The organism is Lachnoclostridium phocaeense (genome assembly GCF_959599685.1).
In the GTDB taxonomy this organism is placed as follows: Bacteria; Bacillota; Clostridia; order Lachnospirales; family Lachnospiraceae; genus Claveliimonas; species Claveliimonas monacensis.
This window is the reverse complement of sequence record NZ_CAUGIN010000006.1, coordinates 78,554-104,353: the sequence shown is the minus strand read 5'-3', so window position 1 is coordinate 104,353 and position 25,800 is coordinate 78,554. Positions and strand designations below refer to the sequence as shown.

Here is a 25,800-nt window from a genome sequence, read left to right as displayed (position 1 = left end):
ATGGAAGCATTTGAGAAAAATATACGGAGAGTAGAGCCATATGTGCCGGGGGAACAGCCTCGGCAGAAGGTGGTCAAGTTAAATACAAACGAAAATCCCTATCCCCCGGCGCCGGGGGTGGAGCGGGCACTGCGGGAGCTGGACACAGCGGACTTCCGCCTCTACCCGGATCCGGCCTGCAGCGTGCTGGTGGATGCCATTGCGGATTTTTACAAGGTGGGAAAAGACCAGGTCTTTGTGGGAGTGGGCTCCGACGATGTCCTGTCCCTGTGTTTCCTCACTTTTTTTAATTCTGATAAGCCGGTCTTTTTCCCGGATATCACCTACTCTTTCTACAAAGTGTGGGCGGAGCTGTACCGGATCCCCTATGAGTGCAAAAAGGTGGATGAGGACTTCCGGATCGTGAAGAAGGACTACTACGGGGCTAACGGCGGAGTGATCTTCCCCAATCCCAACGCCCCCACCGCTATCTATGAGAACCTGGAGTTTGTGGAGGATATCCTCCGGCACAACAGGGATGTGATCGTCATTGTGGACGAGGCCTACATAGATTATGCGGGACCTTCCGCCATAGAGCTTGTGGATCAGTATGATAATCTGATCGTGACCCAGACATTTTCCAAGTCACGGTCCATGGCCGGCATGCGTATCGGCTATGCCATTGCCAGCCCGAAGCTGATCCGGTATCTGAACGATGTGAAGTATTCCTTCAACTCCTACACCCTGAACCGTGCCTCCCTTGTGTGCGGCGCAGAGTCGGTGAAGGACCGGGAGTATTTTGAAAAGACGGTTGCAGAAATCGTCGGGACAAGGGAGAGAACAAAAGAGAGACTGGCGAAGATGGGTTTTTCCTTTACAGATTCCAGCGCCAATTTCCTGTTTGTCACCCATCCGGAGTACGACGCCGGCGATATGTTCCGGGCGCTGAAAGAGGCGGGGATCTACGTGCGCTGGTGGGACAGCGACAGGATCCGTCAGTACATGCGGATCACGGTGGGAACGGAAGAGGAGATGGAGACGCTCTTTGCGTTCCTGGAACAATATATGTCAAAGGAGAATTAAGAAATGCTGAAAACAATATTGCAGGGAGTTGTGGTCGGAGTGGCCAATATCATACCGGGAGTCAGTGGCGGCACCATGATGGTTGCCATGGGGCTGTATGACAAGCTGATCCACGCCATCACCCACATAAAGAGTGAATTTGGGAAAAGCATGAAACTGATCCTTCCCATACTGATCGGGGCGGCTCTTGCCATCGTGATCCTGTCCAGGGTGTTTGAGTTCCTTCTGGACACGTATCCGATCCCTACGAACTTTGCCTTCTGCGGACTGATCGCAGGGAGCCTTCCCTTTATCTTCGAGAAAGTAAAGGGGCACAGGCCTACTGTCAGCAGAATGATCCCTCTCCTGGTGTTTTTTGCCATTGTCATCCTGATGGCTGTCATGGGAGAGACCGGGGGAAAAGCCGCAGATGTGAGCTTCACACTGATCAACGAGATCAAACTTCTGCTGGTAGGCATTGTAGCTGCGGCCACAATGGTCATACCGGGAGTGAGCGGCTCTATGATGCTGATGCTCCTTGGATACTACGACACGATCCTGCGGACCATCAATCATTTTATGGACGCTCTGTTTGCTTTTGATGTGCCGGAGCTGCTGGTACAGTGTGGGATCCTGATCCCCTTTGGTATCGGCGTGCTGCTGGGAATCTTTCTGATTGCCAAGATCATAGAGTTCATTTTCGCCCGGGCGGAGATCCATGCCTACTATGCCATCATCGGTCTGATCGTGGCGTCTCCTGTGGCGATCCTTATCAAGATCGACTGGAGTACTTTCTCCGTGTTTACAATTGCCGCCGGCATTGTGGCATTTGTGGCGGGCTGGTTCGTGGCAGGACGCCTGGGAGGAGAGTAGACTGGTCTGCAGCAGACAGCCGGAGGTGCGTTTATGGAATACTCTCATGAGATCATAAGGCCCAACGAGGACATACCATTCAAGTTGTTTGTGTTCGAGGGCAGCGATGGAAATTACATAAGGCAGAAGCACTGGCATCGGTCCATAGAGATATTCGCGCTCTTTGAGGGAAAGCTGACGTTTTTCATCAATGAGCAGGAATATCCCTTAAGGCCCGGTGAGTTTATGGTGGTCAATTCCAATGAGGTGCACTCCATATTCGCACCGGAGGCAAACAAGACCATTGTGCTGCAGATACCGCTCTCTACGTTTGAAAACTATTACACAGATGAGCGGTTTATTTATTTTTCCCGCAGCTCCAGGCACCAGGATGAAGAGGTGATGAAGCTCATCGGGGACATGTTCCGCACCTACACGGAGAAAGCCTGCGGGTATGAGCTGAAAGTGCAGAGCCAGTTTTATATGCTGGTCTATCTTCTGGTGACAAAGTATCGCCAGACAGAGGTCAGCCCCGAGGTGGTCCGGCTGGGTAAGAAGCTGAACCGGCTGTCCGCCATCACGGATTACATGAAAAAAAATTACAGCAGGGATCTGTCCCTGGAGACCCTGGCAAAGACTTTCGGGTATTCGCCCACCTATCTTTCCAGGATGTTCCGGAAATATGCCCTGACAAACTATAAGACATATCTGGACGGGATCCGCCTGGAACACGCGGTGGAACTGCTGGAGAGAACAGACCAGTCCATTGGGGAGATTGCCCTGCAGTGCGGCTTTCCCAACAGCAAGGCCTTTTCCAGGGCGTTTAAGGAGAAATACGGAATGCTGCCAAGCGGATTCCGGAGAGGGGAAGGATGCGAATGAAACGTTTTATGGATGACAACCGCCTTATGTATATTGTCATGGCAGCCACGGTTCTTCTCGTGCTGAGCATTATGATCGGTTTCAGTGTTTCCCTTGACCAGGATAAAAGCGGTTCAGATGAGGCCGGAGGGGAAGAGGGCAGCTATTCATACCATGTGGCCATGGTGGGAGGAGATCCGTCGGATGTGTTCTGGGAGTCCCTGTACGAGGAAGCGAGAACTGCCGGAGCCAAGGTGGGCATTTATGCGGAAGATTTCGGGGCGGCGCTGAATGAAGACTATTCCACATCCGAGCTTGTGCGCATGGCCATTGATTCCAGGGTGGACGGGATCGTCATAGAGACGGACGCCACGGAGGATATAGAAAGCCTGATCTCCCAGGCAGAGCAAGCCGGCATCCCTGTGGTCACGCTGATGGAGGATGTGCCTGACAGCGGCCGGATCAGTTATGTGGGGGCCAATGACTATACCCTGGGCGAGATGTACGGGCAGGAAGTGCTGAAGGCTGTGGAGAAGGACGGAGCCAGCGTGGATGTGCTTGTTCCGGTGAACGAGGAGGAGAGCTCCCCCAGCTTTATCTATACAGGGATCAGCGAGACGGTTGCCCAGACATCCAGAGATATCTCCGTGTCCACTGTGCGAACAGGGGAGGACAGGGAGTTTGTGTCCGAGGAACGGGTGCGGGGCATTCTCCTGGATGAAGAGAACCGCCCGGACGTGCTGGTCTGTCTCAATGTAGTGGATACCATCAGCGCTTACCAGTGTGTCAGGGATTACAATCTGGTGGGGAAGGTGAAGATCATTGGCTACTATTCTTCCCCGGAGATACTGGAAGGCATACAGAAAGGCGTCATCCAGTCCACCATTATGGTGAATGCGCAGGAGGCGGGGCGGCTGTGTATGGAGGCCATGGAAGAATACCTGTCCCAGCGGTATACAAGTGAGTATTTTCCGGTATCTGTGGAACTGATCAATGAGAAGAACGTAGAAGATTATATCCAGGAAGAAAGCGGGGAGTAAGAGATGGAAGAGTCCCAGTCAAAATCCATACGTGTGAAGCTGGTAGAGATTTTCGTCATGGTCTCCATAACCGTTTTTGTCATTGTGATCTTTATCTACTACAATCTGAATCGGACGATACGGGAGATGGACACCGTTTACAACAGTAATATTCAGTTCAATGACCTGTCAGCCAATGTAAGTGACATCCAGAATTCGCTCTATCAGTATCTGAATACAAAGAGTTCCGATGCGCTGGAGGATTACTACCGCTACAGCCAGGATTACCAGGAGCTTCTGGATGTGCTGAACCAGGAAGTCAGCAGCGATCCGGCAAAGCTGGCGGAGAAGAATATCTACTATCTCTCCCAGACATATCTGGAGATGACTGATGAGGCGGTGGAGAGAAAACGAGGAAGAGACGCGGCGGGCGTCAGGGAGGCCTATCAGGAGACGGAAGAAATCTACGGCTTTATCCAGGCCAATATCAACAGCATCAATACATCTACGTTTGTGAGCAATGCCAGAAGTTATTCCAATCTGCGGGTGATCCTGAGCTACACCACCGGATTCAGTATCTGTGTTCTCTTTGCGGTCATTGCCATTGCGGTGGGCTGGATCATCATAATGACAAGGAGTATCACAAAGCCCCTGATCGAGCTGGCCAATGCTGCCACAGAGATTGCGCAGGGAAATATTGAGGTAGATTTCCCCATTGTGGAGACGGGAGACGAAGTGTCTGTTGTGGCGAAAGCCTGCAACAAGATGATCGGCAGTATCCGGAATTACATCGAAGAGACGAAGAAAAACTACGAGAGGGAGAACGAGCTGGCGGCCAATGAGTTGCGGATGAAAAACGACCTGAAGGAGGCCCAGCTTAAATATCTGCAGGCACAGATCAATCCTCATTTTCTTTTCAACAGTCTGAATGCCGGCGCCCAGCTTGCCATGATGGAGGGGGCGGAGAAAGCCTGCATGTTTATCCAGAATATGGCGGATTTCTTCCGCTACAATGTCCGCAAGATGGAAAAAGATGTGACGCTCCAGGAGGAGCTGCAGCTTGTAGACAATTATATTTACATACTTAACGTCAGGTTTGCGGGAGATATCCATTATAGCAGGCAGATCAACGAGAAGCTGCTGCATATTTCCATGCCCAGTATGATCCTTCAGCCGATCATAGAAAATGCGGTCAATCACGGCATCCGTGAGATGGAGGGAGAAGGCTGTATCCACCTGTCTGTCTTCGGCGAGGAGGACGAGGTGTGTATAGAGATCACGGACAACGGCGTGGGGATCGAACCGGAGATCGCTGAAAAAATCATGCGGGGAGAGAGCGCTCACAGTATGAGCGGACGTGACTCGGAAGGAATCGGACTGGACAATGTAATCAATCGTCTGCGCAGCTACTACGGCAGACAGCATGTGTTCGAGATAAAAAGGAGAGAGACAGGAGGTACATCGGTGACGCTGTATATTCCGAAGGAAGGGAAGGAGAGAGAAGATGACGAAAATACTGATCTGTGATGACGAGGGTATTGTCAGACAGTCCCTTCAGTTTATGATCGAAAAGGCCTTTGGAGATGAGTGTGAACTGGAATTTGCCCGCAACGGGCGAACAGCCATAGAGCTGGCGGAGAGCTTCCACCCGGACATTATCCTGATGGATATCCAGATGCCGGGGATCAACGGGATCGAGGCCATGCAGGAGATCCGCAGAGAGGACAAGCATGTGGTCTTTATCGTGCTGACGGCCTATGACAAGTTTGAATATACGCAGAAATCCATAGATATAGGAGTTCTCTCCTATCTGACAAAGCCCATCAATAAAGATGTGCTGACAGAGACGCTCAGAAAGGCCATGAAGCAGGTGAAAGACCGCAGGGAGAAGGCGAGGAATGACCTGCGGATCAAAGAGAAGCTGGAAGCGGTAGTGCCCATGATCGAGAGCGGGTTCGTGTACAGCGTTCTGATGGAGGGAAGCGGCAAGGAAGAGTATGCCGGTTACAGGGATCTTCTCAACGTAGAGGAGGACTATGGGTATGTGACGGTCATAGAGTGTGGGGATGAGCTTCGCAAAGGCGAGCTGACCAACACAGTGGGATCTGGTATCAAGCTTCAGAAACATTACATGATCTTCCGGGAGACAGTGAAGGAGGCCACCGGAGGGATCGTGGGGGCCCTCATGGCCAACAAAGTCATTGTGCTGATCCCCACCGGAGAACAGCAGGAGGAGTACAGCCAGCGTGTCATGAAGATCGAGAATACCCGGGCTCTTCTGCGCAAACTGGAGCAGCAGACGGAACTGAAGTTCAAGGCCGGTATCGGGACTGTGAAAAGCTGGAAGGATATGGAGGAGTCCTACCGGGAGGCGCTGGAGAGTGTACACCAGACTGTGGGGAAGGTGATCCACGCAAGTGATATCAGCACAAGCTGCGGCTACGCAGATGATTATCCCATTGATCTTGAGAAACAGCTGTTTGAAGCTGTGCGCGTTGGCGATGTGGAGAATACCCGCATCCTTGGAGAGCGCTACATGGACTGGATGCAGGGGTATGAGCCGAAGCTGAAAAATGTGGTTCGCCTGAAAGCTATGGAATTTGTCCTCTGGGCTGAGCATCTGGCCTACATGCAGGGCGGTCTGGCGGAGTACCGGTTTGAAGACCGGGAAGGGTATATGGAGCTTCTCCTCTCTTTTAATTCCTACCAGGAGCTCAGATACTGGTTCCTGAAAAAGCTGGATGAGAGTGTCAGCCACATTGCCAGAAAGCAGCAGACCAAGACTGACAGTGTTGTGGAGCACGCAAAAAAGTATATTGGGGAACATTTTAATAAAGAACTGTCCCTTGAGGAGATGGCAAAAGAGGTCGGGATCAGCCCTTATTATTTAAGTAAACTCTTTAAAGAGTCGGAGGGAACCGGGTACATCGAGTACACCACAAAGCTGCGGATGGATTATGCCAAGGAGCAGCTTGGATCCACAGACAGAAGTGTCAAGGAGATCTGCCGTGATGCCGGGTATCAGGATCCGAACTATTTCAGCCGCATCTTCAAAAAATGGACGGGAATGACGCCGACGGAGTATCGGGGAGGGGGAACTGTATGATGAAAAAAAGAAGGTTTTCTGCAGTACTTATACTGGCGGCCATGCTTCTTCTGTCTGCCTGCGCAGATGCTTCGCAGGAGACAGTGCAGGAAGTCCCGGCAGATGCCGGGGAGGAAAAGGATGATGGCATCCGCATCGGTATTACTTTTGATACATTTGTGCTGGAGCGCTGGACAAGAGACCGGGATGTGTTTATGGATACTGCCCGGAAGATGGGGGCAACGGTGGATGTGCAGACGGCCAACGGGGATGTGGAGAAGCAGAAGGAGCAGGTTCGCAAGTTCACAGAGGAGAACATGGATGCCATCGTCATCGTAGCAACCGACTGCTATTCTTTGAAGGAAGAGGTAGAGGATGCAAGGAACAAAGGTATACAGGTCATTTCCTACGACAGGCTCATCCAGGGGGAGCAGACGGATCTGTACATCACAGTGGACAATGAGAAGGTAGGCACGCTGATGGCCCAGAGCATCAAGGAAAAGCTTCCGGAAGGCGGCAATGTAGTTATGATCTGCGGCCCGGAGGCGGACAGCAACAGCATGGATGTGGCGAACGGCTTCGAGACGGAATTGGGAGACGGACCCTGGAAGATCGTCTATAAAAGCCATGTGAAATCCTGGACACCGGAGAACGGCACCCAGGCTGTGGCGGACGCCTTTGCCGGGACAGAAGAGGAGATTGACGCAGTGATGTGCGGAAACGACGGGCTGGCGGGCTATGTGATCCGGTCCCTGAGCGAACGGCAGCTTGCCGGGGATGTGGTCGTGGTCGGACAGGATGCGGATCTGGAGGCATGCCAGCGGATCGTGGAAGGGACCCAGACTATGACAGTCTATAAGCCTATCAATGATCTGGCGAAAGAGGCGGCGGAATGTACGGTGAAGCTGGCAAGAGGCGAGCAGATCGTGGGGAATGTGCTGGATGTTTCTGATGTGAAGGAGAATGAGGACGGTCAGGAAGTTCCCTATTACGGGCTGGAACCTGTGGCTGTGACTGCTGAGAATATGGACAGTGTTATCATTGGATCAGGATTCCATTCCAGGGAAGAAGTCTATCTGAATGTGGAAAATTGACAAAAGGGGACATGAAAAACAGGTGTCAATAGGAAATTTTTAACAGGGACTAGCACAAAAATATGCTAGTCCCTGTTTTCATGTCTCAACTTTCATAAATTTGTACAGACCTTTGCAAACATGTCCAGATGCCATCCTGTTATAGTATAACCATCAAATAATTCTTAAATGAATGGAGGAACGAGATTATGAAAAACAGAACAAAGAGACTTCTGGCAATCGGCCTGATCGCTGCTATGACAGCATCACTGGCTGCATGCTCCAGCGAGGGAAGCGGCGGAGCTACCTCCGGAAGCGAGGACAAAGAGACCCAGGCCGGAACCGGAAAGATCGGTGTTGCCATGCCGACAAAGGATCTGCAGAGATGGAACCAGGACGGTGAGAATATGAAGAACCAGCTGGAGGAAGCCGGATATGAGGTTGACCTTCAGTTCGCAAACAACGATATCGCCACACAGGTTTCACAGATCGAGAACATGATCTCCGGCGGATGCGATCTGCTGGTTATCGGATCTATCGACGGTGAGTCTCTTGGAACACCTCTGGCAACAGCAGAGGAGCAGGGAATTCCGGTTATTTCCTACGACCGTCTGATCATGAACACAACAGCTGTTCAGTACTATGCTACATTTGACAACTACTTAGTTGGACAGAAACAGGGCGAGTACCTGGTAGAGGCTCTTGATCTTGAGAATCAGGCAGGACCTTTCAACATCGAGATCTTCACAGGTGACCCGGGTGACAACAACGTAAACTTCTTCTTCGGCGGTGCTATGGATGTTCTTCAGCCGTACATTGACGAAGGAAAACTGGTTGTTCAGTCCGGACAGACGACAAAAGAGCAGTGTGCTACAGCAGACTGGTCCACAGAGAAAGCTCAGTCCAGAATGGATGCTATCTTAAGCTCCAACTACGCTGACAAACAGCTTGACGCTGTACTTTGCTCCAACGACTCCACAGCACTTGGTGTTGAGAACTCTCTGGAAGCAAACTACACAGGCGAGTGGCCAATCATCACAGGTCAGGACTGCGATATGCCGAACGTAAAGAACATTGTAGCTGGAAAACAGGCAATGTCCGTATTCAAAGACACACGTCTCCTGGCAGAGCAGACAGTTAAGATGGTAGACGCTATCATGGGCGGCGAGGAAGCTGAAGTAAATGATACAGAGTCCTACGACAACGGAACAGGTGTCATTCCTACATACCTCTGCGAGCCTACAGTTGTAACAATCGACAACTACGAAGAGATGCTGATCGACTCCGGATACTATGAGGCATCTGATATCCAGTAATCAGTGAAAATGTAACTTGTGAAAATGCAGGCGGGAAGTGAAAAGCCCGCCTGTTTTATGAAGGAAAGGGAGGGAGAAAATTGGCAAAAATCCTGCTGGAGATGAAAAATATTACCAAGACTTTCCCGGGCGTCAAGGCACTTGACAATGTAAATCTGCAGGTGGAGGAAGGCGAGGTCCACGCCCTCGTGGGGGAGAACGGAGCCGGAAAATCCACACTGATGAATGTTTTGAGCGGTATCTACCCGTACGGGAGCTACGAGGGGGATATCATATACAACGGTGAAGTTTGTAAGTTTAACAAGATTAAGGACAGCGAAGAAAAAGGGATCGTTATCATCCACCAGGAGCTGGCTCTTGTGCCGGAGATGACGATCGGCGAGAATATGTATCTGGGCAATGAGCAGGGGAAATCTTTTGCTATTGACTGGAGCAGGACATACGGGGAGGCGGACAAATACCTGGCGCAGGTAGGACTGAAAGAGTCGTCCCGTACACTTATCAAAGATATTGGAACCGGTAAACAGCAGCTTGTGGAGATTGCAAAAGCCCTGGCCAAGAACGCAAAGCTGCTCATTCTCGATGAACCTACATCTTCTTTGAACGAAGAGGATTCCCAGGCGCTCCTGGATCTGATGCTGGAGTTCAAGAAGCAGGGCATGACTTCGATCATTATTTCTCATAAACTGAATGAGATTGCCTATGTGGCAGATAAAATCACTGTGATCCGTGACGGCTCTACCATTGAGACGCTGGATAAAAAGAAAGACACCTTCACGGAGGACAGGATCATCAAGGGTATGGTGGGACGTGAGCTGACGGACCGCTTCCCCAAGAGGGAAAAGAAAAATATCGGGGATGTGGCGCTGGAAGTGAAGAACTGGACTGTGCATCATCCTCTGTATTCCGAGCGAAAAGTCGTGGACAATGTTTCCATGTACGTAAAAAAAGGCGAAGTGCTGGGTATCTCCGGACTGATGGGAGCCGGTCGTACCGAGCTGGCCATGAGCATCTTCGGAAAGAGCTACGGCAAGAATATCTCCGGCCAGCTCTTTATCAACGGAAACGAGGTAAATCTTCACTCTGTCAAGGATGCCATCAAGCATAAGCTGGCTTATGTGACAGAGGATCGAAAAGGAAACGGACTGATCCTGAGCAATCCTATCCGTGTCAACACTACTCTGGCTAACCTTGAGGGAGTCAGCAGCCACGGTGTCATCGACAATGATAAGGAGATCGCCGTTGCGGAGGAGTACCGCCAGAAGCTGCGTACAAAGTGTCCCACGGTAGAGCAGAATGTAGGAAACTTAAGCGGTGGTAACCAGCAGAAGGTGCTCCTTGCCAAGTGGATGTTTGCAGGACCGGATGTCCTCATCCTGGATGAGCCTACCAGGGGTATCGACGTAGGAGCCAAGTACGAGATCTACTGTATCATCAATGATCTTGTGGCACAGGGTAAATCCGTGATCATGATTTCATCCGAACTTCCGGAAGTCCTTGGAATGTCAGATCGTATCTACATCATGAATGAAGGAAAGATCGTAGGCGAACTGGATGCAGCAGAGGCAACCCAGGAGATCATCATGTCACGTATTCTGAAATCGAGCAAAGGAGAATAGCTATGGAAAAGGGTAAAGTATCAGAATTTTTAAAGAAGTATACAATGGTCATCGTACTGGTCATTGTGGTATTGTTTTTTACATGGCAGACAGGGGGAAGGATGATACTGCCGCAGAATGTTAACAACCTGATCGCACAGAACGCTTACGTGTTCATCCTTGCAACCGGTATGCTTCTGTGTATCCTGACAGGCGGTAATATCGACCTGAGCGTAGGCTCTGTAGTCTGCTTCGTAGGTGCCGTGGGCGCTACAGTTATGGTCAATATGGAGATGAATGTATTCATCGGCATTATCGTTATGCTGGCAGTAGGTCTGGCCATCGGCGTATGGCAGGGCTTCTGGATCGCCTACAGGCGTATTCCCCCATTCGTTGTAACACTGGCAGGAATGCTCATGTTCAGAGGCCTTTCCAATATCGTGCTGGACGGCTTCACCATCGCACCCATGCCGCAGGGGTACCTGAATCTGTTCAACAGCTACATCATCGACTTCTTCGGAGGACAGGGACTGAACATCACCTGCGTGCTCATCGGTGTGATCGCGGCAGCCATCTTTATCCTCATCACTTTCAAGGGCAGGATGTCCAAGATAAAGAAGGGCTATGCAGTAAATAAGGCCAGCAACGACATCATCCGCTGCGCCATCATCAGTATTGTCATCATCGGCTTTATGTGGAGACTGGCACAGTACAAAGGTCTTCCCAATATGCTTCTCTGGATCGCGGTGATCGTCCTCATCTACGGCTACATCACATCCAAGACAACCATCGGACGTCATCTGTACGCTATCGGTGGAAATGAGAAGGCTGCACAGCTTTCCGGTATCAATACAAACAAGGTATACTTCTTCGCTTACGCAAACATGGGTCTTCTGGCAGCAGTTGCAGGTATGGTAACTATCGCCCGTCTGAACTCTGCTAACCCGACAGCCGGCGACAGCTACGAGATGGATGCTATCGGTTCCTGTTTCATCGGCGGTGCATCTGCATACGGTGGAAGTGGAACAATCCCGGGCGTTATCATCGGTGCTACACTGATGGGTGTTATCAACCTTGGTATGTCTATCATGGGTATCGATATGAACTGGCAGAAGGTTGTAAAGGGTCTTGTTGTACTTGCGGCCGTTATCTTCGACGTAGAGTCCAAGAAGAACTCCAGATAAGATGATAAAGAAAGAGGCAGGATAGATTTCCTGCTCTGAAAAGCGCTGTATCACAAATGGTTTTGCATTGTGATGCAGCGTTTTTTATGGGGAGAAACAAATGAAAAAATAATTATGTAAAATGTGGACTTTTCATTTTACGTGTGCTATAATCCGTTTACTTACAAATTTACGTCAAACAGGAGGTGAACAGAATATGACAAGCCAGGAATTGCTGATCTCAATAGGGGAAATGCTGGAAGCAAAAATCAGCCCGCTTCAGGAAGATATCCGTGAAGTTAGACAAGATATGAGCGATGTAAAGCAGGATATCTGCGTCATGAAGCAGGAGATGGGATCCATGCGCCAGGAAATCGATTTCGTGAAGGAAGAGACGGGTTCCATGCGGTCAGAGGTTAGTTCTCTGAGAGAAGAAATGGATGCAGTGAAGCAGAGATTGATTCTGATTGAAACTACATTGGAGAATGAGACAAACCGCGGGATCAGGATCATCGCAGAGGGGCATCTGGATCTGTCCAGAAAACTGGACGATGCATTAAGGGTGGACAATGAGAAAGAATTGCTGCTCCTCAGGGTTACCCATCTTGAAAATGAAGTGCACACGATCAAAGAGCGTATGGCTCTCTAGTTCATGCTGCCAGAAAACAAAAGAAATCTGAAAATCTATTTATTTTTAATCCATTTTTTGATCCAAGACGGCATGTGCCGTTGTCTGAAGACGTGAAGAAACATTCTTTATTTTCCAAAAATGAAGCGCAAGAAAGCAGCGACAGTTCTGCAGTGCAAAAAGTAAGTGCAAAAAGACAAGAAACTGCCATAAAGAGCACAAGAAATTGGTGGTATTCAATAAAAAATGTTGATATACTGACCTTAGTGAATGAAAAAGGAGGAGATGGACATGCAGATCCAGAAAGTGACGGATGCATCGTTCAGGGCATATGGCAAAGTGCTGGAAGGCTATGACTTCAGCCGTCTGCTGAAAGAGATGGAGCACACTCCCCTGCCCTCTGACGATGTCATCTATGTGCCCTCTGTGGAGGAGCTGGAGGCTCTCCCGGTAGCGGAGGAACTGAAAAACCGTGCATTCGGCGGTCTGCCGATCGAGATCGGATACTGCAACGGAAATAACAAAAAACTGAATGCGCTGGAGTATCACCGCTCATCGGAGATCAATGTGGCTGTATCAGACGCGATCCTGCTGATCGGAAAGCAGCAGGATGTGGAGCCGGATTACACGTATGACACAGCAAAAGTGGAGGCATTTCTTGTTCCGGCAGGGACAGCCATCGAAGTGTACGCGACTACGCTGCATTATGCCCCCTGTACTGTAGACGACAATGAGGGATTCCGTGTGGTCGTTGTGCTGCCGAAAGACACCAACACAGAGCTTACTTTCCCTGTGGGAAAAGAGGGCGAGGACCGTCTGATCACAGCGAAGAACAAATGGCTCATTGCCCACGAGGATGCAAAGATCGAGGGCGCCTTCAATGGACTTAAAGGAGAAAACATTACACTGTAATCTATTTTTAAAGGAGGAATGAAACACTATGAACAACATGCCAGAAGTAAAGATCGGAGTTGTAGCTGTAAGCCGTGACTGTTTCCCGGAGAGCTTATCCGTGACAAGAAGACAGAACCTTATGAAAGCCTACATAGAGAAATACGGTTCAGAAGGGATCTATGAATGTCCTATCTGTATCGTAGAGAGCGAGATCCATATGGTGCAGGCTCTTGAGGATATCAAGAAGGCAGGATGCAACGCTCTGTGCGTTTACCTTGGAAACTTCGGACCGGAGATTTCCGAGACACTGCTTGCAAAACATTTTGATGGACCGAAGATGTTCATCGCTGCCGCAGAGGAGTCAGGAAATGACCTTCTGGACGGAAGAGGAGACGCATACTGCGGTATGCTCAATGCAAGCTACAACTTGAAACTGCGCAACATTAACGCTTATATTCCGGAATATCCGGTAGGCGACGCAGAGGACTGCGCAGACATGATCCACGAGTTTATCCCGATCGCAAAGGCTATCGAGGGACTGAACAATCTGAAGATCATTTCTTTCGGCCCCCGTCCGCTGAATTTCCTTGCATGTAATGCACCGATCAAACAGCTCTACAACATCGGTGTGGAGATTGAGGAGAACTCAGAGCTTGACCTGTTTGAGGCATTCAACAAACATGCAGGAGATGAGAGGATTCCGGCCCTCGTAAAAGAGATGGAAGAGGAGCTGGGAGTTGGCAACAAGAAGCCTGAGATCCTGTCCAAGCTGGCACAGTATGAGCTGACCTTAAAAGACTGGGTAGAGGAGCACAGAGGATACAGAAAATATGTGGCTATCGCAGGAAAATGCTGGCCTGCATTCCAGACACAGTTCGGCTTTGTTCCCTGCTATGTGAACAGCCGTCTGACAGCTCAGGGTATCCCGGTATCCTGCGAGGTGGATATCTACGGCGCACTCAGCGAGTTTATCGGAACTGTTGTGAGCAACGATACAGTTACACTGCTTGACATCAACAACAGTGTACCTAAGGATATGTACAACGAGGACATCAAGGGTAAATATGACTACACACTCCAGGATGTCTTCATGGGCTTCCACTGCGGAAACACAGCTTCCTCCAAGCTGTCCTTCTGCGAGATGAAGTACCAGAAGATCATGGCAAGGACACTGCCGGAGGAAGTGACACAGGGAACACTGGAAGGAGACATCGTTCCAGGCGACATCACCTTCTTCCGCCTGCAGAGCACATCAGACAACATCCTCCGCGCTTACATTGCTCACGGGGAGGTGCTTCCGGTGGCATCCAGATCCTTCGGAGCGATCGGTGTGTTCGCTATCCCGGAGATGGGACGCTTCTACCGTCACGTGCTGATCGAGGGAGGCTATCCGCATCACGGAGCTGTTGCTTTCGGACATTATGGAAAAGCACTGTTTGAAGTGTTCAAGTATATCGGAGTTCCGGTAGAGGAGATCGGATACAACCAGCCGGCAGGCGTGAGATATCCGACAGAAAATCCCTGGAGATAACCGGACAGCAGTAAAACAACAGGGCGGGGAGACAGGATGGGATCCCCGCCTTTCTTTCTGAGGAGGTACATATGTTATATATCGGTGTGGATCTCGGTACATCAGCGGTGAAGCTCCTTCTGATGGACGAGGCAGGAGATATCAAGAATATTGTGTCAAAGGAATATCCTTTGTTTTTCCCACATCCGGGCTGGTCTGAGCAGAACCCGGAGGACTGGTTTGAAAAGTCCATGGAAGGGATCAAGGAGCTGACAGAAGGCTTTGACAGATCAAAGGTGGCGGGCATCAGCTTTGGCGGCCAGATGCACGGTCTGGTAGCCCTTGACAAAGACGATCAGGTCATCCGGCCTGCCATTCTCTGGAACGACGGGCGTACAGGGGAGGAGACAGATTACCTCAACAATGTGATCGGCAAGGACAAACTTTCACAGTACACGGCAAACATCGCTTTCGCCGGATTTACGGCTCCCAAGATCCTGTGGATGAAAAAACATGAGCCGGAGAATTTTGCGAAGATCGTAAAGATCATGCTGCCAAAAGACTATCTGGCATACAAGCTGTCAGGCTCTTTCTGCACAGATGTGTCAGACGCCTCTGGTATGCTGCTGATGGATGTAAAGAACCGCTGCTGGTCCAAAGAGATGATGGATATATGCGGCATTACAGAAGAGATGCTTCCAAAGCTTTATGAGAGCTACGAAGTAGTCGGCACATTAAAGGAAGACGTGGCAGGAGCGCTGGGGCTTTCAGCCGATGTAAAGGTGATCGCAGGAGCTGGCGACAACGCCGCTGCCGCTGTGGGAACCGGGACAGTGGGAGATGGCATGTGCAACATTTCCCTTGGCACATCAGGCACGATCTTTATCTCCAGTGAGAAGTTCGGCGTGGACGAGAACAATGCGCTTCACTCTTTTGCTCACGCAGACGGCAACTACCATCTGATGGGATGTATGCTTAGCGCTGCTTCCTGCAACAAGTGGTGGATGGAAGATATCTTAAAGACAAAGGAATTTGCAAAAGAGCAGGAAGGCATTACGAAACTTGGGGAAAACAATGTTTTCTATCTTCCGTATCTGATGGGAGAGCGCTCCCCTCACAATAATCCGGATGCGAGAGCTATGTTCATCGGCATGTCCATGGATACCAGAAGAGAAGACATGACCCAGGCTGTTCTGGAAGGAGTTGCTTTTGGACTTCGTGACTCTTTGGAAGTGGCAAGAAGTCTGGGCATTCAGATCGAGAGAACAAAGATCTGCGGCGGAGGCGCCAAGAGCCCTCTGTGGAAGAAGATCATCGCCAATGTCATGAACCTTAAGGTGGATGTCATTGAGAGCGAGGAAGGCCCGGCTCTTGGCGGCGCCATGCTGGCGGCGGTAGGCTGCGGGGAGTACCCGGATGTAAAGACCATCGCGGAAAAGATTGTAAAAGTTGTAGATACCGTGGAGCCGGAGGAAGAGCTTGTACGGAAGTACGAGGAGAAATATCAGAAGTTCCGCAAAATCTACCCCACAGTGAAGTGTCTGTATTAAAAAGAAGCAATGAAATATAGATAAAGCCGGACTCCGGAACCTTTAGATGGTTCCGGAGTTTTTTGCCAGGGCAGGGGTCTGTTTTCATTTTCCATGGACTTGTTATTGAAGGCAAAAACGATTATAATAGTCCCGTACGGTTTACAGCAAAGATACAGACCGGACCAGCTTTTGAATGGAACATGAGAATTAGGAGGTGCTGCAATGCCTGCATTTTACGCACATGACCGGTTTGGGAAAAAGGTTTATTCCAGACTGGAAGGAGAGATAAAACAGACGATCAAAAACCATAGCCGCCAGTTTCGCATCGGACTGCAGGGACCGGATCTTTTTTTCTTTTACCGGCCCTGGCATTCCAACAAAGTTTCAAAATATGGGAACCATCTCCATGAGATATCCGCCTATCCATTCTTCAGACACGGAGCAGCCGTGGTCAGGGAAAAGGGAAGAAACAGTAAAGAATACGCGTATCTTCTGGGATTTGTGTGTCATTTTATCCTGGACAGTGAGTGTCATCCCTTTGTGGAGGCTTATATCAAGAAGAGCGGAGTCCAGCACCTGGAGATTGAGGAGGAGTTTGAAAAACTTCTCCTGAGAATGGACGGAAAAGATCCGTTTGCCTATCCTCTGGCAGATCTGGTGCCGGCGGATGAGACCACAGCGGAGGCCATCTGCCCCTTTTACGATGATATCACAGAGAAGACAGCTCTTCAGTCACTGAAGGACATGCGTCTGGTAAAGAAACTTTTTACAGCGCCTGGACGGCTGAAACATGACACCATCAATACGGTGATGAAACTGACAGGCAAGTATCCGTATATGAAGGGACTGATGAACCAGCACAGGGACAATCTTCGCTGCAGAAAGAGCAGCCAGGAGCTCCTGAGACGATTTGACAGTGCCGTGCACACGGCGGTTGATATGATCTACAGTCTGGATGAGACGATACAGACCGGGAAGGAGCTGAACAAGCGGTTTGACAGAACATTTGAATAAAAATGACAGATATGACAATCTGACAGGGAAACGTATGAGAAGAACGGCTGGTGCATTTTTTCTTGCACTGGCGGTTCTTCTCCTTTCATCCTGTCAGGGAACAGAGTCCCTTACAGCTCCGTCTGTCGGCACGGTTTCTGTCACAGAGGAGGAATTGGCCCTTGGCGATATACCGGAGTACAGCGGAGACCCTTATGTGGAAGTGGAAGACAGTGAGCCTGACTTTACAGAGGAAGAGCTGACAGAGGAACCCTACGAGTCCTACAGTGAGCTGGATGGACTGGGAAGATGTCAGGAAGCACAGGCCTGCGTAGGAAAGGAGACCATGCCGGAGGGAGAGCGGGAGAGCATCAGCGAGGTGAAACCTACCGGGTGGCAGTCCGTGGAATATGAGGAGGTGGACGGGGGATATCTCTATAACCGCTGTCACCTTATCGGCTATCAATTGACTGCGGAGAATGCCAATGAGAAAAACCTGATCACCGGCACGAGGTACATGAACACAGAAGGCATGCTTCCCTTTGAGGATGAAGTGGCAGACTATGTGAAGGAGACCGGCAACCATGTCATGTACCGGGTTACGCCTGTGTTTGAAGGAGAGAATCTGGTGGCTTCCGGCGTGTGGATGGAGGCTGAGTCCGTGGAGGACAATGGACAGGGGGTGTCCTTTAACGTATACGTCTACAACGTGCAGCCCGGTATAGAGATCGACTATGCCCAGGGAGACAGCTGGGAGGCAGCAGATGGCGGCCAGTCGAGGAGCGGCAGCGAAGGTAGCCAGCCAGAAGATGCGGGGGAGGAAAATGCCTATATCCTTAACAAGAATACCCGCAGATTTCACAAGCCGGACTGCTCCAGCGTGGAAGACATCAAAGAAGAAAATAAGGGAGAATTTAGAGGAGACAGACAGGAGCTGCTGGATGACGGGTATAAGCCATGCGGCAGATGTAATCCATAAAAAATGAAAAAACCTTGTGTTATTTATAATAGGTGTTATAATATACATGTAACAAAAAACATACTTAACTGACCTCTTTGTTTTGCAAAGTCGAAGGCTGCTAAGCATCATCAGATTTTGGAGGAAAAGATAAATGAATACTTTAAAAGCTGAAAAGAGAAACATGCAGACAAAAGCAAAGAAATTAAGAAGAGAAGGATTTGTTACCGGCAATGTGTTCGGAAGGGAAATGAAAGAGTCCATGCCGATCCAGATTTTGAAGGCCGATGCAGAGCGTCTTGTAAAGACCCATGGCAAAGGCAGCCAGATTATGCTGGAAGTGGATGGGCAGACCATGGATGTCCTTGTAAAGGAAATCGACCTCAGCCCTCTCAAGACGGAGATCTATGAGATTGATTTTCAGGCACTGGTAAGCGGTGAGAAAGTACATTCTGTCGCAGAAGTTATTCTGCTGAACCATGAGAAGGTTAATACAGGACTGGTCAACCAGACGCTCCACGAGATCGCTTTCAAGGCTGTACCTGCCGCTCTTGTAGAGAAAGTTGAGATTGATGTGGGAGATATGAAGCTGGGCGATTCTATCCAGGTAAAAGATCTGGATATTGCAAAGAATAAAGATATCGATCTGATCACTAATCCGGAGACAACGGTTGTGGCTGTTACAGAGATCCATAATCAGTCTGTGGAGGAAGAGGAGACAGAGGCTGAGGAGGAGGTCTGACAGGCGTTCTCCTGACAAAATAAACGCGGGAAAGAGGCTGTGCTTCAAAGCATGGCCTTTTTTATGGTTACAAAATTCATTTTCTGTGATAATATCAAAGGAGGAACGGAGAAGAAAAGGAGAAAAGGAAGATGGATCTGAAAAGAAAGATCATGGAGGCGGCCTGGGAGCTGTTCCAGGAGAAGGGGTACACGGCGACCACGGTCAATGAGATCATTGAGAAGGCAGAGACATCCAAGGGCGGATTTTATTATTATTTTCATGCCAAAGACGAGCTTCTGAACTCGCTGTACCATTTTTTTGACCGGGAATATAAAAAATACTATAAAAGTATGGACAAGTCGCTGAATCATATCATGCAGATCAAGCTCCTGAATCAGTATGTATTCTATTTTATGGAGGGAAACGTGAAGGTGGATCTCCTGGCGTCTCTGTACAGATCCCAGCTCACTGAAAAAAAGCAGACCAACTTTCTTGATCCGGAAAGGTATTATCTCAAGCTGATCAAAAAGCTGATTTCGGATGGACAGAAAAAAGGTGAGATACGTACAGATCTGACCGTGGATGAGCTGGTGAAGCATATCCTGCTGGTAGAGCGCGGGATCATCATGGATTGGTGCGTGGAGAATGGAGGATACTCCCTGGGCTATTTTGGGGCTCATAGCTTTAATCTTTATATGGAGTTCCTGGAACCATCTGAAAAGGCGGCGGAAGAGTAGAGGAAATCTTCTCTTCTGCTATCTTTTTGTCTGATAGCAAACCGCAGTCTTCTTTTTGAGTAGAAATATGTACAAAATATTATCTGAAAAAATATCTAAAATTCAAAATTAAAATAGAAAATATTTCACAAAAAATATATATTACAAGAACAATATCTTGCCTAAATTGCGCGGTTGTGATACAATTAACAAAAAATAACAGACCACGGTTTCTAGAGGAAGGAGTGATACTATGAGTTATAGTGATATATGTAATGCACCGTGGATGTACATCTGGGTAGGAGTTTTATTGATCGCAGTGATCGTCCAGTGTCTGATCTTCATGAAAAAGGCGTGGACAAGGGCGAGAGGGCTGGGGCTTTCCAATCAGCAGATAAGAAAAGGCCTGACTACGGGAGTGACTATCAGCATCGTGCCTACCCTGCCAGTCCTGGTTGTTTTCCTGTCCCTCATGCCTCTTCTGGGGGCTCCGCTTCCCTGGCTCCGGCTCTCGGTGATCGGCTCAGCCTACTACGAGACGTATGCGGCCACCACCGCGCTGGAGTGTGTGGGCGAGTCTCTCACAGTAAACGGGTACTCGGCTGTGGGATGGATTGCGGCGGCCTGGGTCATGACTGTAGGGGGAAGCGCCTGCATCCTCTGGTCCACCATCATGATCAAGCCTATCTCCTCCCTATACAATAAAGCGGAGAAGATTGATATGGGTCTTGTGCTCGCCATTGGAAGCGGCTGTCTGGCCGGTGTAATGGCATATGTCTCTGTTGCTTATGGCTTCGGCCAAATGTCCACTCAGGGCGTGGTCTTCCTGATCAGCTTTGCCGCAGGTGCGGTCCTTGTGATCCTGCATAAGAAATTTCCAAAGCTGAAGTGGATCTCTGATTATATCATGGCTATCAGCATGCTGGTCGGGATGGCGGCAGCGTGTATCATTTTTTAAGGAGGGAACGGTATGAAGCTACAGTCTAGAGAAGATTTCAACAAATGGACACACAGATTTGGCATACTGTCCAGCCTTGTACTTTTTGTGGGAATGACCGCATTTCCGGTGGTGGCAAGCGCGGTGTACGGCCTGTGGCCGGACTTCAGAGCGCTGTGGCCCGGCTTTATCGCTGTGATCCTGTTCATGGCTCCCTACTGGCCGGCCGAGACCATCGGGTACATGCCCGTCATGGGACCAGGGGCGCTGTATATGTCCTACATCACGGGAAATGTTACAAACCTGCGGATGCCTGCCACGGTGGGCACCATCAATTCCCTGGGTATCAAGCCTAACACAGATGCCTGTCACACCATGGCCATTATCGCCTGTGGTGCGTCGGTCATCACCACAGTGGCCATCGTGGCGATCGGCGTTGTAGTCGCGGCGCCTCTCTCACCGGTGCTCAACTCGCCAACCCTGCAGCCTGCCTTTGACTATGTAGTGCCCGCCCTCTTTGGAGGACTGGTGGCCCAGACCATACTGAAGGGTAAGAAGCAGTTCGGGTTTTATCTCGTTCCCCTGGCGGTCTGCCTTGTATGCTGCTATTTCACACCCATAAGCGGGGCGTATTATATGCTGATCGCCATTGCTGTCTCTGCGGCAATTTATATTGTGGATTATAAAAAAGGAAAAGCAAAGGAGGAGTAACTATGGGAAAACTGACGTATATCATCTGCGGAAAGCTCTATGACGGCTTAGACCGGGAACTGAAGGAAGATCAGAAGATCCTGATCGAAGACGACAGGATCGTGGATGTGGGACCGGAGGTAGAGCAGCCTGAGTCGGCCCAGGTCATCGACCTGTCAGACGCCACAGTCACACCGGGTATGATCGATGCCCACATGCACATGGACAATATTGACTGGCATACGATCCGCCAGGAGGTGTACTACACCTCCGAGGAGCACAAGGCGCTGGGCGTTCTTCGGACGGCGCAGAAGGCCCTCTCCCGCGGATTTACGACGGTTCGCCATCCCGGCGGGATCACCTCCAACGGGTTCGGTGTGCTGGACGTGAGAGATATGATCAACCAGGGATATTTCTCCGGCTCCAGGATCGTGGCGGCTGCAAGGCTCATCTGCACGGCGGGAAGCCATGGGGATCTCTCCCAGACCTTTGCCAGGAGGCCGGAGTTTTCCTTCGCGGTACAGAATATGATCAGCTCTCTTGGGTCGGGAAAGGATTTCTTTGCAAATGCGGTCCGGGAGGAGATAAAGGCTGGATCGGACTTTATCAAGATCATGGCCACAGGAGGCTTTTTTACTCCCTATGACAATCCACGGCAGCAGCAGATGAATGACGAGGAGATGGAGGCGGTCATCCGCACCGCCCACGAGTGGGGCAAGACAGTCACCGCCCACGTGTACAGCCCGGATCATATCCGCAAGCTGGTGGGCTTTGGCATCGACGGACTGGAGCACTGCTCTCTCCTGGACGAGGAGACGGCCCAGATCGTGGAGGAGGCAGGAGCCTACATTGTTCCCACCTTCTGTCCTTACGAGGAGGCAGTCCACTATGACCCGGTGAAGATCCAGACCAAGCAGCCGGAGTTCCGGGCCAAGCTGGAGTACTACAAAGACGCGCTCCAGGCGGGGCGTGAGGTCATCAAGAACTGCAAGTGCAAGCTGGGCTACGGCACAGACCAGGTGGCTACCCACCAGAACTATGAGAGTGGCTACGAGTACAAGGCCTGGCTGGAGAGCGGTATGGATCCCTTCAGGGCTCTGGAGGCGGCTACCAGGATCAATGCGGAGATCCTGATGCTGGACGACAAGATCGGAACCATTGAAAAGGGAAAGCTGGCAGATATCTCTGCCTGGAAACGGGATCTTATGACAGATCCGAAAGCTCTCCTCGACTGCGCCTTTGTCATGAAGGAGGGAGTCGTATATCCTACAGAGAAATGCGAGGATATGGACGAGGAGTCATAAGCATTATGTGAGAGGAGAAAGGGTGTGCGGAAATACCTCTGCACACCCTTTCTTCTTGTGTGGCAGGGAGAAAAAGGCTATAATGCAGATGAGAGAAATCAGGAGGTGTCAGTATGTTCCCGCATATGGTGCTCATTCACAATCAGGAGTACAACAGCCAGAGACTTGAAGATGTGGAGAAAGAATTTGAAAAAGGTTTTGAAAGCCTTAGGCTTTCTGCGGAAGAGATCAGAGGAAAGAAAATAGGCATTGCCGTGGGGAGCCGGGGCATTGACAGGATACAGCAGATCGTCCGCATGACTGTGGAGGCAGTGAAGGCTGCGGGAGGGGAGCCCTTTATCTTCGGAGCCATGGGCTCCCACGGAAATGGAACGGCCCAGGGACAGAGGGAGATCCTGGCCTCCCTGGGAGTGACGGAGGAGGAGACGGGCGCTCCGGTGCTCTGCAGCGCCCAGACAGCTCTGTGGGGTGCGACCGGACAGCACGGGTATAAGGTGTACGGCAATGAGCTTTGTGACCGGTTTGACGCCATTATCCTTGTCAACCGGGTGAAGATGCACACGGATTTTGAGGATGTGACTGAGAGCGGCGTTCTCAAGCTGATGGCCATCGGCATCGGCGGCCCGGCGGGATGCCAGAATGTACACACCCTGGCCCTGAAGGACGGCTACGGGACCGTCATCCGGGAGACAGCGGCCTTTATGATGGAGAAGCTGCCGGTGCTCTTTGGAGTTCTCCTGACAGAAAACGCAGTCCATGAGCTGGACGGCATTTACATGGAAAGGCCGGAGAAGTTTCTGGAGACAGAGAAGCGGCTGCTGGAAAAGGTGAAGAGGGGCCGCATGAAGCTGCCCTCTGACAGCATTGACGTGCTGATCGTGGATGAGATGGGGAAAAATATCTCCGGCTCCGGCATGGACACAAAGGTCATCGGTCGGGTGTATGTGACCGGGCAGGCAGAACCAAAGAATCCCAGGGCATCCAGGGTGGTAGTCCTGGGGCTGACAGAGGAGTCCCATGGAAATGCCATCGGGATTGGCCTGGCAGATTTTTCCACAAGAGAAGTGCTGGACAAAATTGATTTTGCGGCTACGGCAAAGAATGCAGTGGCCTCCATGGCTCCGGCCCAGGGCAAGATTCCCTGTATCCTGGAAAATGACAGGGAAGCCATCCGGGCTGCACTGGATACAGCTGCCATTGAGGATATGGAAAAGGCCAGGGTGGTCCGCATACAGAACACCAATCAGATTGCCCGGCTCTATGTATCTGAGGCGCTGTATGAGGAACTGCGTGAGAACCCGAAGATTCAGGTTATGGAAGGATCGGCTCCCATGGCATTCGACAGGCAGGGAAAGCTGGCACCTGGACATTACGGGAAAGGAGAGGAATGAGGATGGAATACATTTGCAGTTACAGATCACCTATCGGAGAAATGATCATGGCTTCAGACGGGGAACATCTGACAGGGCTCTGGTTTCAGGGACAGAAATACTTCGCAAGCACCCTGGGGGAGAAATATACGGATCTGCAGGGAGACGGCAGCCATCTGCCCGTGTTCGCTCAGACAAAAAAGTGGCTGGATGTCTATTTCGCAGGAGAACAGCCTGCTTCCCTTCCGCCCCTCGCACCGAAGGGCTCTGCTTTTCGCCGGCAGGTGTGGGAGATTCTGCTGGAGATCCCATACGGTGAAACTGTAACTTACGGAGAAATAGCCAGGAAAGTATTTGGCGGCGGGAGAGAGGATGGCGAGGCAGAAAAGAAACGGGGAATGTCTGCACAGGCTGTGGGAGGCGCAGTGGGACACAATCCCATTTCAATCCTCATTCCCTGTCATCGGGTTCTTGGAAGCAGCGGCCAGCTGACAGGATATGCTGGCGGGCTGGATAAGAAAGAGTATCTGCTTACACTGGAAAGAAAGAGCAGATCAGAAAAATGATGGAGCCAGCGAATGCCAGCCATCAAGCCCGGATGTATTCTTTATAAGATTCCTGCTTTCTGTGTGGCCTTTCGCACCGCGTTGTCCTGGAATCGGAAATAATCCGGCCGATGGCGAGACTGAGTGAATTCAAACATGACGCCGTCGCTGTTATAGGTGTGGCTGCTGACAACAGCCACGCAGTTGTAATCATTGACATTCATTTCCAGATATTTTTCGTCAATCTGAGTGATCTTTTCTACGGTCATGATACGCTGGCTGTTGACAATGGTCATGTGGAGATGGTTCTCCAGATATTCGTAGATGGAGTCGGAGGCGATCTCGGGGGTCAGTCCGGGGACAGCGCTTTCCAGAAAGTAGTTGTGATTTATGATGAGGGGCCTGCCGTCCAGATAGTGGAGGCGCTGTATGTAATATAGTTCCGTTCCGGCAGGGAACCCCGTGCGCTCTGAGATCTTCTCGTCAGCAGTCAGTTCCATGAACTGGAGAACTTTCGTAACGCCCCATTTGTGGTTCCTGGCAGATGACTCTTTAAAGGATTCGATGCCGCCGATGGTAAAGGCCGTCTGTTCCACGGGACGGTAGATGTTCCGCACGCCTTTCCCCTGTAGTGTCTGTACATATCCGTCTGATGCCAGCTGGGCAATGGCCCGGCGCACAGTGTTTCTGGAACAGTTGTATTCCTGTACAAGAACGTGCTCAGAAGGGAGCAGGGACTGGCAGGCAAACTCGTTATTTTCTATTTTTTCTTTCAAATCTCTGTAAATAGCTTCATATTTACTTTTTGGCATTTTTTTCACATCCTGTCATGTATGATCCTGTTTAAACAACTTAATATTATTATATGATAGAAAAAAGAAGGAAGTCAAGGATATTTGCCCACATGTTTAAACAAGTTTTACTTGACATGTTTAAACAAGTGTGATATTTTAAACTTGTTCAGACAAGTTGGAACGGATTATCTTGGAAA

At 50.3% G+C, this 25,800-nt stretch carries 24 protein-coding genes; 23 read left to right on the top strand and 1 reads right to left on the bottom strand.

The annotated features are described in order from the left end of the window. From hisC to Q5911_RS04310, 23 genes are all read left to right on the top strand, one after another. On the top strand, positions 1-1,062 hold the full coding sequence (gene hisC / locus Q5911_RS04420) for a histidinol-phosphate transaminase (protein WP_303181302.1): 1,062 nt from the start codon (positions 1-3) through the stop codon (positions 1,060-1,062). A gap of 3 nt (positions 1,063-1,065) precedes the next feature. Continuing rightward, a complete protein-coding gene (locus Q5911_RS04415) occupies positions 1,066-1,914 on the top strand; it encodes a DUF368 domain-containing protein (RefSeq protein WP_226395059.1) in 849 nt (282 codons plus the stop codon). A gap of 33 nt (positions 1,915-1,947) precedes the next feature. Then, positions 1,948-2,775 (top strand): AraC family transcriptional regulator, encoded by an 828-nt coding sequence (locus Q5911_RS04410; protein ID WP_303181299.1) that lies wholly within the window; start codon positions 1,948-1,950, stop codon positions 2,773-2,775. After that, positions 2,772-3,794, top strand: a complete 1,023-nt coding sequence (locus Q5911_RS04405; protein ID WP_226395058.1) for a sugar ABC transporter substrate-binding protein — start codon at positions 2,772-2,774, stop codon at positions 3,792-3,794. Before Q5911_RS04410 ends, Q5911_RS04405 begins: the two co-directional genes overlap by 4 nt. A 3-nt stretch (positions 3,795-3,797) precedes the next feature. Beyond that, entirely contained in the window at positions 3,798-5,300 is a 1,503-nt protein-coding gene (locus Q5911_RS04400; protein ID WP_076778287.1) for a sensor histidine kinase, read from the top strand. Then, positions 5,278-6,879: a response regulator transcription factor gene (locus Q5911_RS04395; RefSeq protein WP_303181295.1), complete on the top strand. Its 1,602-nt coding sequence runs from the start codon at positions 5,278-5,280 to the stop codon at positions 6,877-6,879. The genes Q5911_RS04400 and Q5911_RS04395 overlap by 23 nt, the downstream gene beginning before the upstream one ends. Continuing rightward, on the top strand, positions 6,876-7,952 hold the full coding sequence (locus Q5911_RS04390) for a sugar ABC transporter substrate-binding protein (protein WP_303181293.1): 1,077 nt from the start codon (positions 6,876-6,878) through the stop codon (positions 7,950-7,952). Before Q5911_RS04395 ends, Q5911_RS04390 begins: the two co-directional genes overlap by 4 nt. A 188-nt stretch (positions 7,953-8,140) precedes the next feature. Then, positions 8,141-9,247 (top strand): multiple monosaccharide ABC transporter substrate-binding protein, encoded by a 1,107-nt coding sequence (gene chvE, locus Q5911_RS04385; protein ID WP_303181291.1) that lies wholly within the window; start codon positions 8,141-8,143, stop codon positions 9,245-9,247. An 80-nt stretch (positions 9,248-9,327) separates the two neighbouring features. Then, a complete protein-coding gene (gene mmsA, locus Q5911_RS04380; protein WP_087174705.1) occupies positions 9,328-10,866 on the top strand; it encodes a multiple monosaccharide ABC transporter ATP-binding protein in 1,539 nt (512 codons plus the stop codon). A 2-nt stretch (positions 10,867-10,868) separates the two neighbouring features. Then, entirely contained in the window at positions 10,869-12,029 is a 1,161-nt protein-coding gene (gene mmsB, locus Q5911_RS04375) for a multiple monosaccharide ABC transporter permease (protein ID WP_303181288.1), read from the top strand. 196 nt (positions 12,030-12,225) lie between these two features. After that, a complete protein-coding gene (locus tag Q5911_RS04370; protein WP_303181287.1) occupies positions 12,226-12,657 on the top strand; it encodes a hypothetical protein in 432 nt (143 codons plus the stop codon). 270 nt (positions 12,658-12,927) lie between these two features. Continuing rightward, positions 12,928-13,548 carry a DUF4867 family protein gene (locus Q5911_RS04365; protein ID WP_076778275.1) on the top strand — a complete coding sequence of 207 codons (621 nt, stop codon included), beginning with the start codon at positions 12,928-12,930 and terminating at the stop codon, positions 13,546-13,548. Between the two features lie 28 nt (positions 13,549-13,576). Beyond that, the gene (locus Q5911_RS04360; RefSeq protein WP_303181284.1) at positions 13,577-15,061 is read left to right on the top strand and encodes an L-fucose/L-arabinose isomerase family protein; all 1,485 of its coding nucleotides are present in this window, start codon (positions 13,577-13,579) and stop codon (positions 15,059-15,061) included. Positions 15,062-15,132: 71 nt separating this feature from the next. Beyond that, entirely contained in the window at positions 15,133-16,590 is a 1,458-nt protein-coding gene (gene xylB / locus Q5911_RS04355; RefSeq protein ID WP_303181282.1) for a xylulokinase, read from the top strand. A 204-nt stretch (positions 16,591-16,794) separates the two neighbouring features. Then, a complete protein-coding gene (locus Q5911_RS04350; RefSeq protein ID WP_303181280.1) occupies positions 16,795-17,586 on the top strand; it encodes a zinc dependent phospholipase C family protein in 792 nt (263 codons plus the stop codon). Between the two features lie 34 nt (positions 17,587-17,620). Then, positions 17,621-18,544, top strand: a complete 924-nt coding sequence (locus Q5911_RS04345; protein WP_076780949.1) for a DNA/RNA non-specific endonuclease — start codon at positions 17,621-17,623, stop codon at positions 18,542-18,544. 133 nt (positions 18,545-18,677) lie between these two features. Then, complete coding sequence (locus Q5911_RS04340) at positions 18,678-19,265, top strand: 50S ribosomal protein L25 (protein WP_303181276.1); 588 nt, start codon at positions 18,678-18,680, stop codon at positions 19,263-19,265. A gap of 131 nt (positions 19,266-19,396) precedes the next feature. Beyond that, the gene (locus Q5911_RS04335; protein ID WP_303181274.1) at positions 19,397-19,984 is read left to right on the top strand and encodes a TetR/AcrR family transcriptional regulator; all 588 of its coding nucleotides are present in this window, start codon (positions 19,397-19,399) and stop codon (positions 19,982-19,984) included. A gap of 232 nt (positions 19,985-20,216) precedes the next feature. After that, the gene (locus Q5911_RS04330; protein ID WP_087174713.1) at positions 20,217-20,921 is read left to right on the top strand and encodes a DUF5058 family protein; all 705 of its coding nucleotides are present in this window, start codon (positions 20,217-20,219) and stop codon (positions 20,919-20,921) included. Between the two features lie 12 nt (positions 20,922-20,933). Further along, positions 20,934-21,611, top strand: coding sequence for a hypothetical protein (locus Q5911_RS04325; protein WP_087174714.1), 678 nt, complete (start codon positions 20,934-20,936; stop codon positions 21,609-21,611). 2 nt (positions 21,612-21,613) lie between these two features. After that, positions 21,614-22,894 (top strand): amidohydrolase family protein, encoded by a 1,281-nt coding sequence (locus Q5911_RS04320; RefSeq protein WP_087174715.1) that lies wholly within the window; start codon positions 21,614-21,616, stop codon positions 22,892-22,894. A gap of 113 nt (positions 22,895-23,007) precedes the next feature. Further along, positions 23,008-24,285 carry a hypothetical protein gene (locus Q5911_RS04315; RefSeq protein WP_303181269.1) on the top strand — a complete coding sequence of 426 codons (1,278 nt, stop codon included), beginning with the start codon at positions 23,008-23,010 and terminating at the stop codon, positions 24,283-24,285. A gap of 2 nt (positions 24,286-24,287) precedes the next feature. Beyond that, positions 24,288-24,830, top strand: coding sequence for a methylated-DNA--[protein]-cysteine S-methyltransferase (locus Q5911_RS04310; protein WP_226395046.1), 543 nt, complete (start codon positions 24,288-24,290; stop codon positions 24,828-24,830). A 41-nt stretch (positions 24,831-24,871) separates the two neighbouring features. Here Q5911_RS04310 and treR read toward each other — a convergent pair whose 3' ends face one another. After that, on the bottom strand, positions 24,872-25,621 hold the full coding sequence (gene treR / locus Q5911_RS04305; protein ID WP_303181266.1) for a trehalose operon repressor: 750 nt from the start codon (positions 25,619-25,621) through the stop codon (positions 24,872-24,874). Positions 25,622-25,800: the final 179 nt, after the last annotated feature.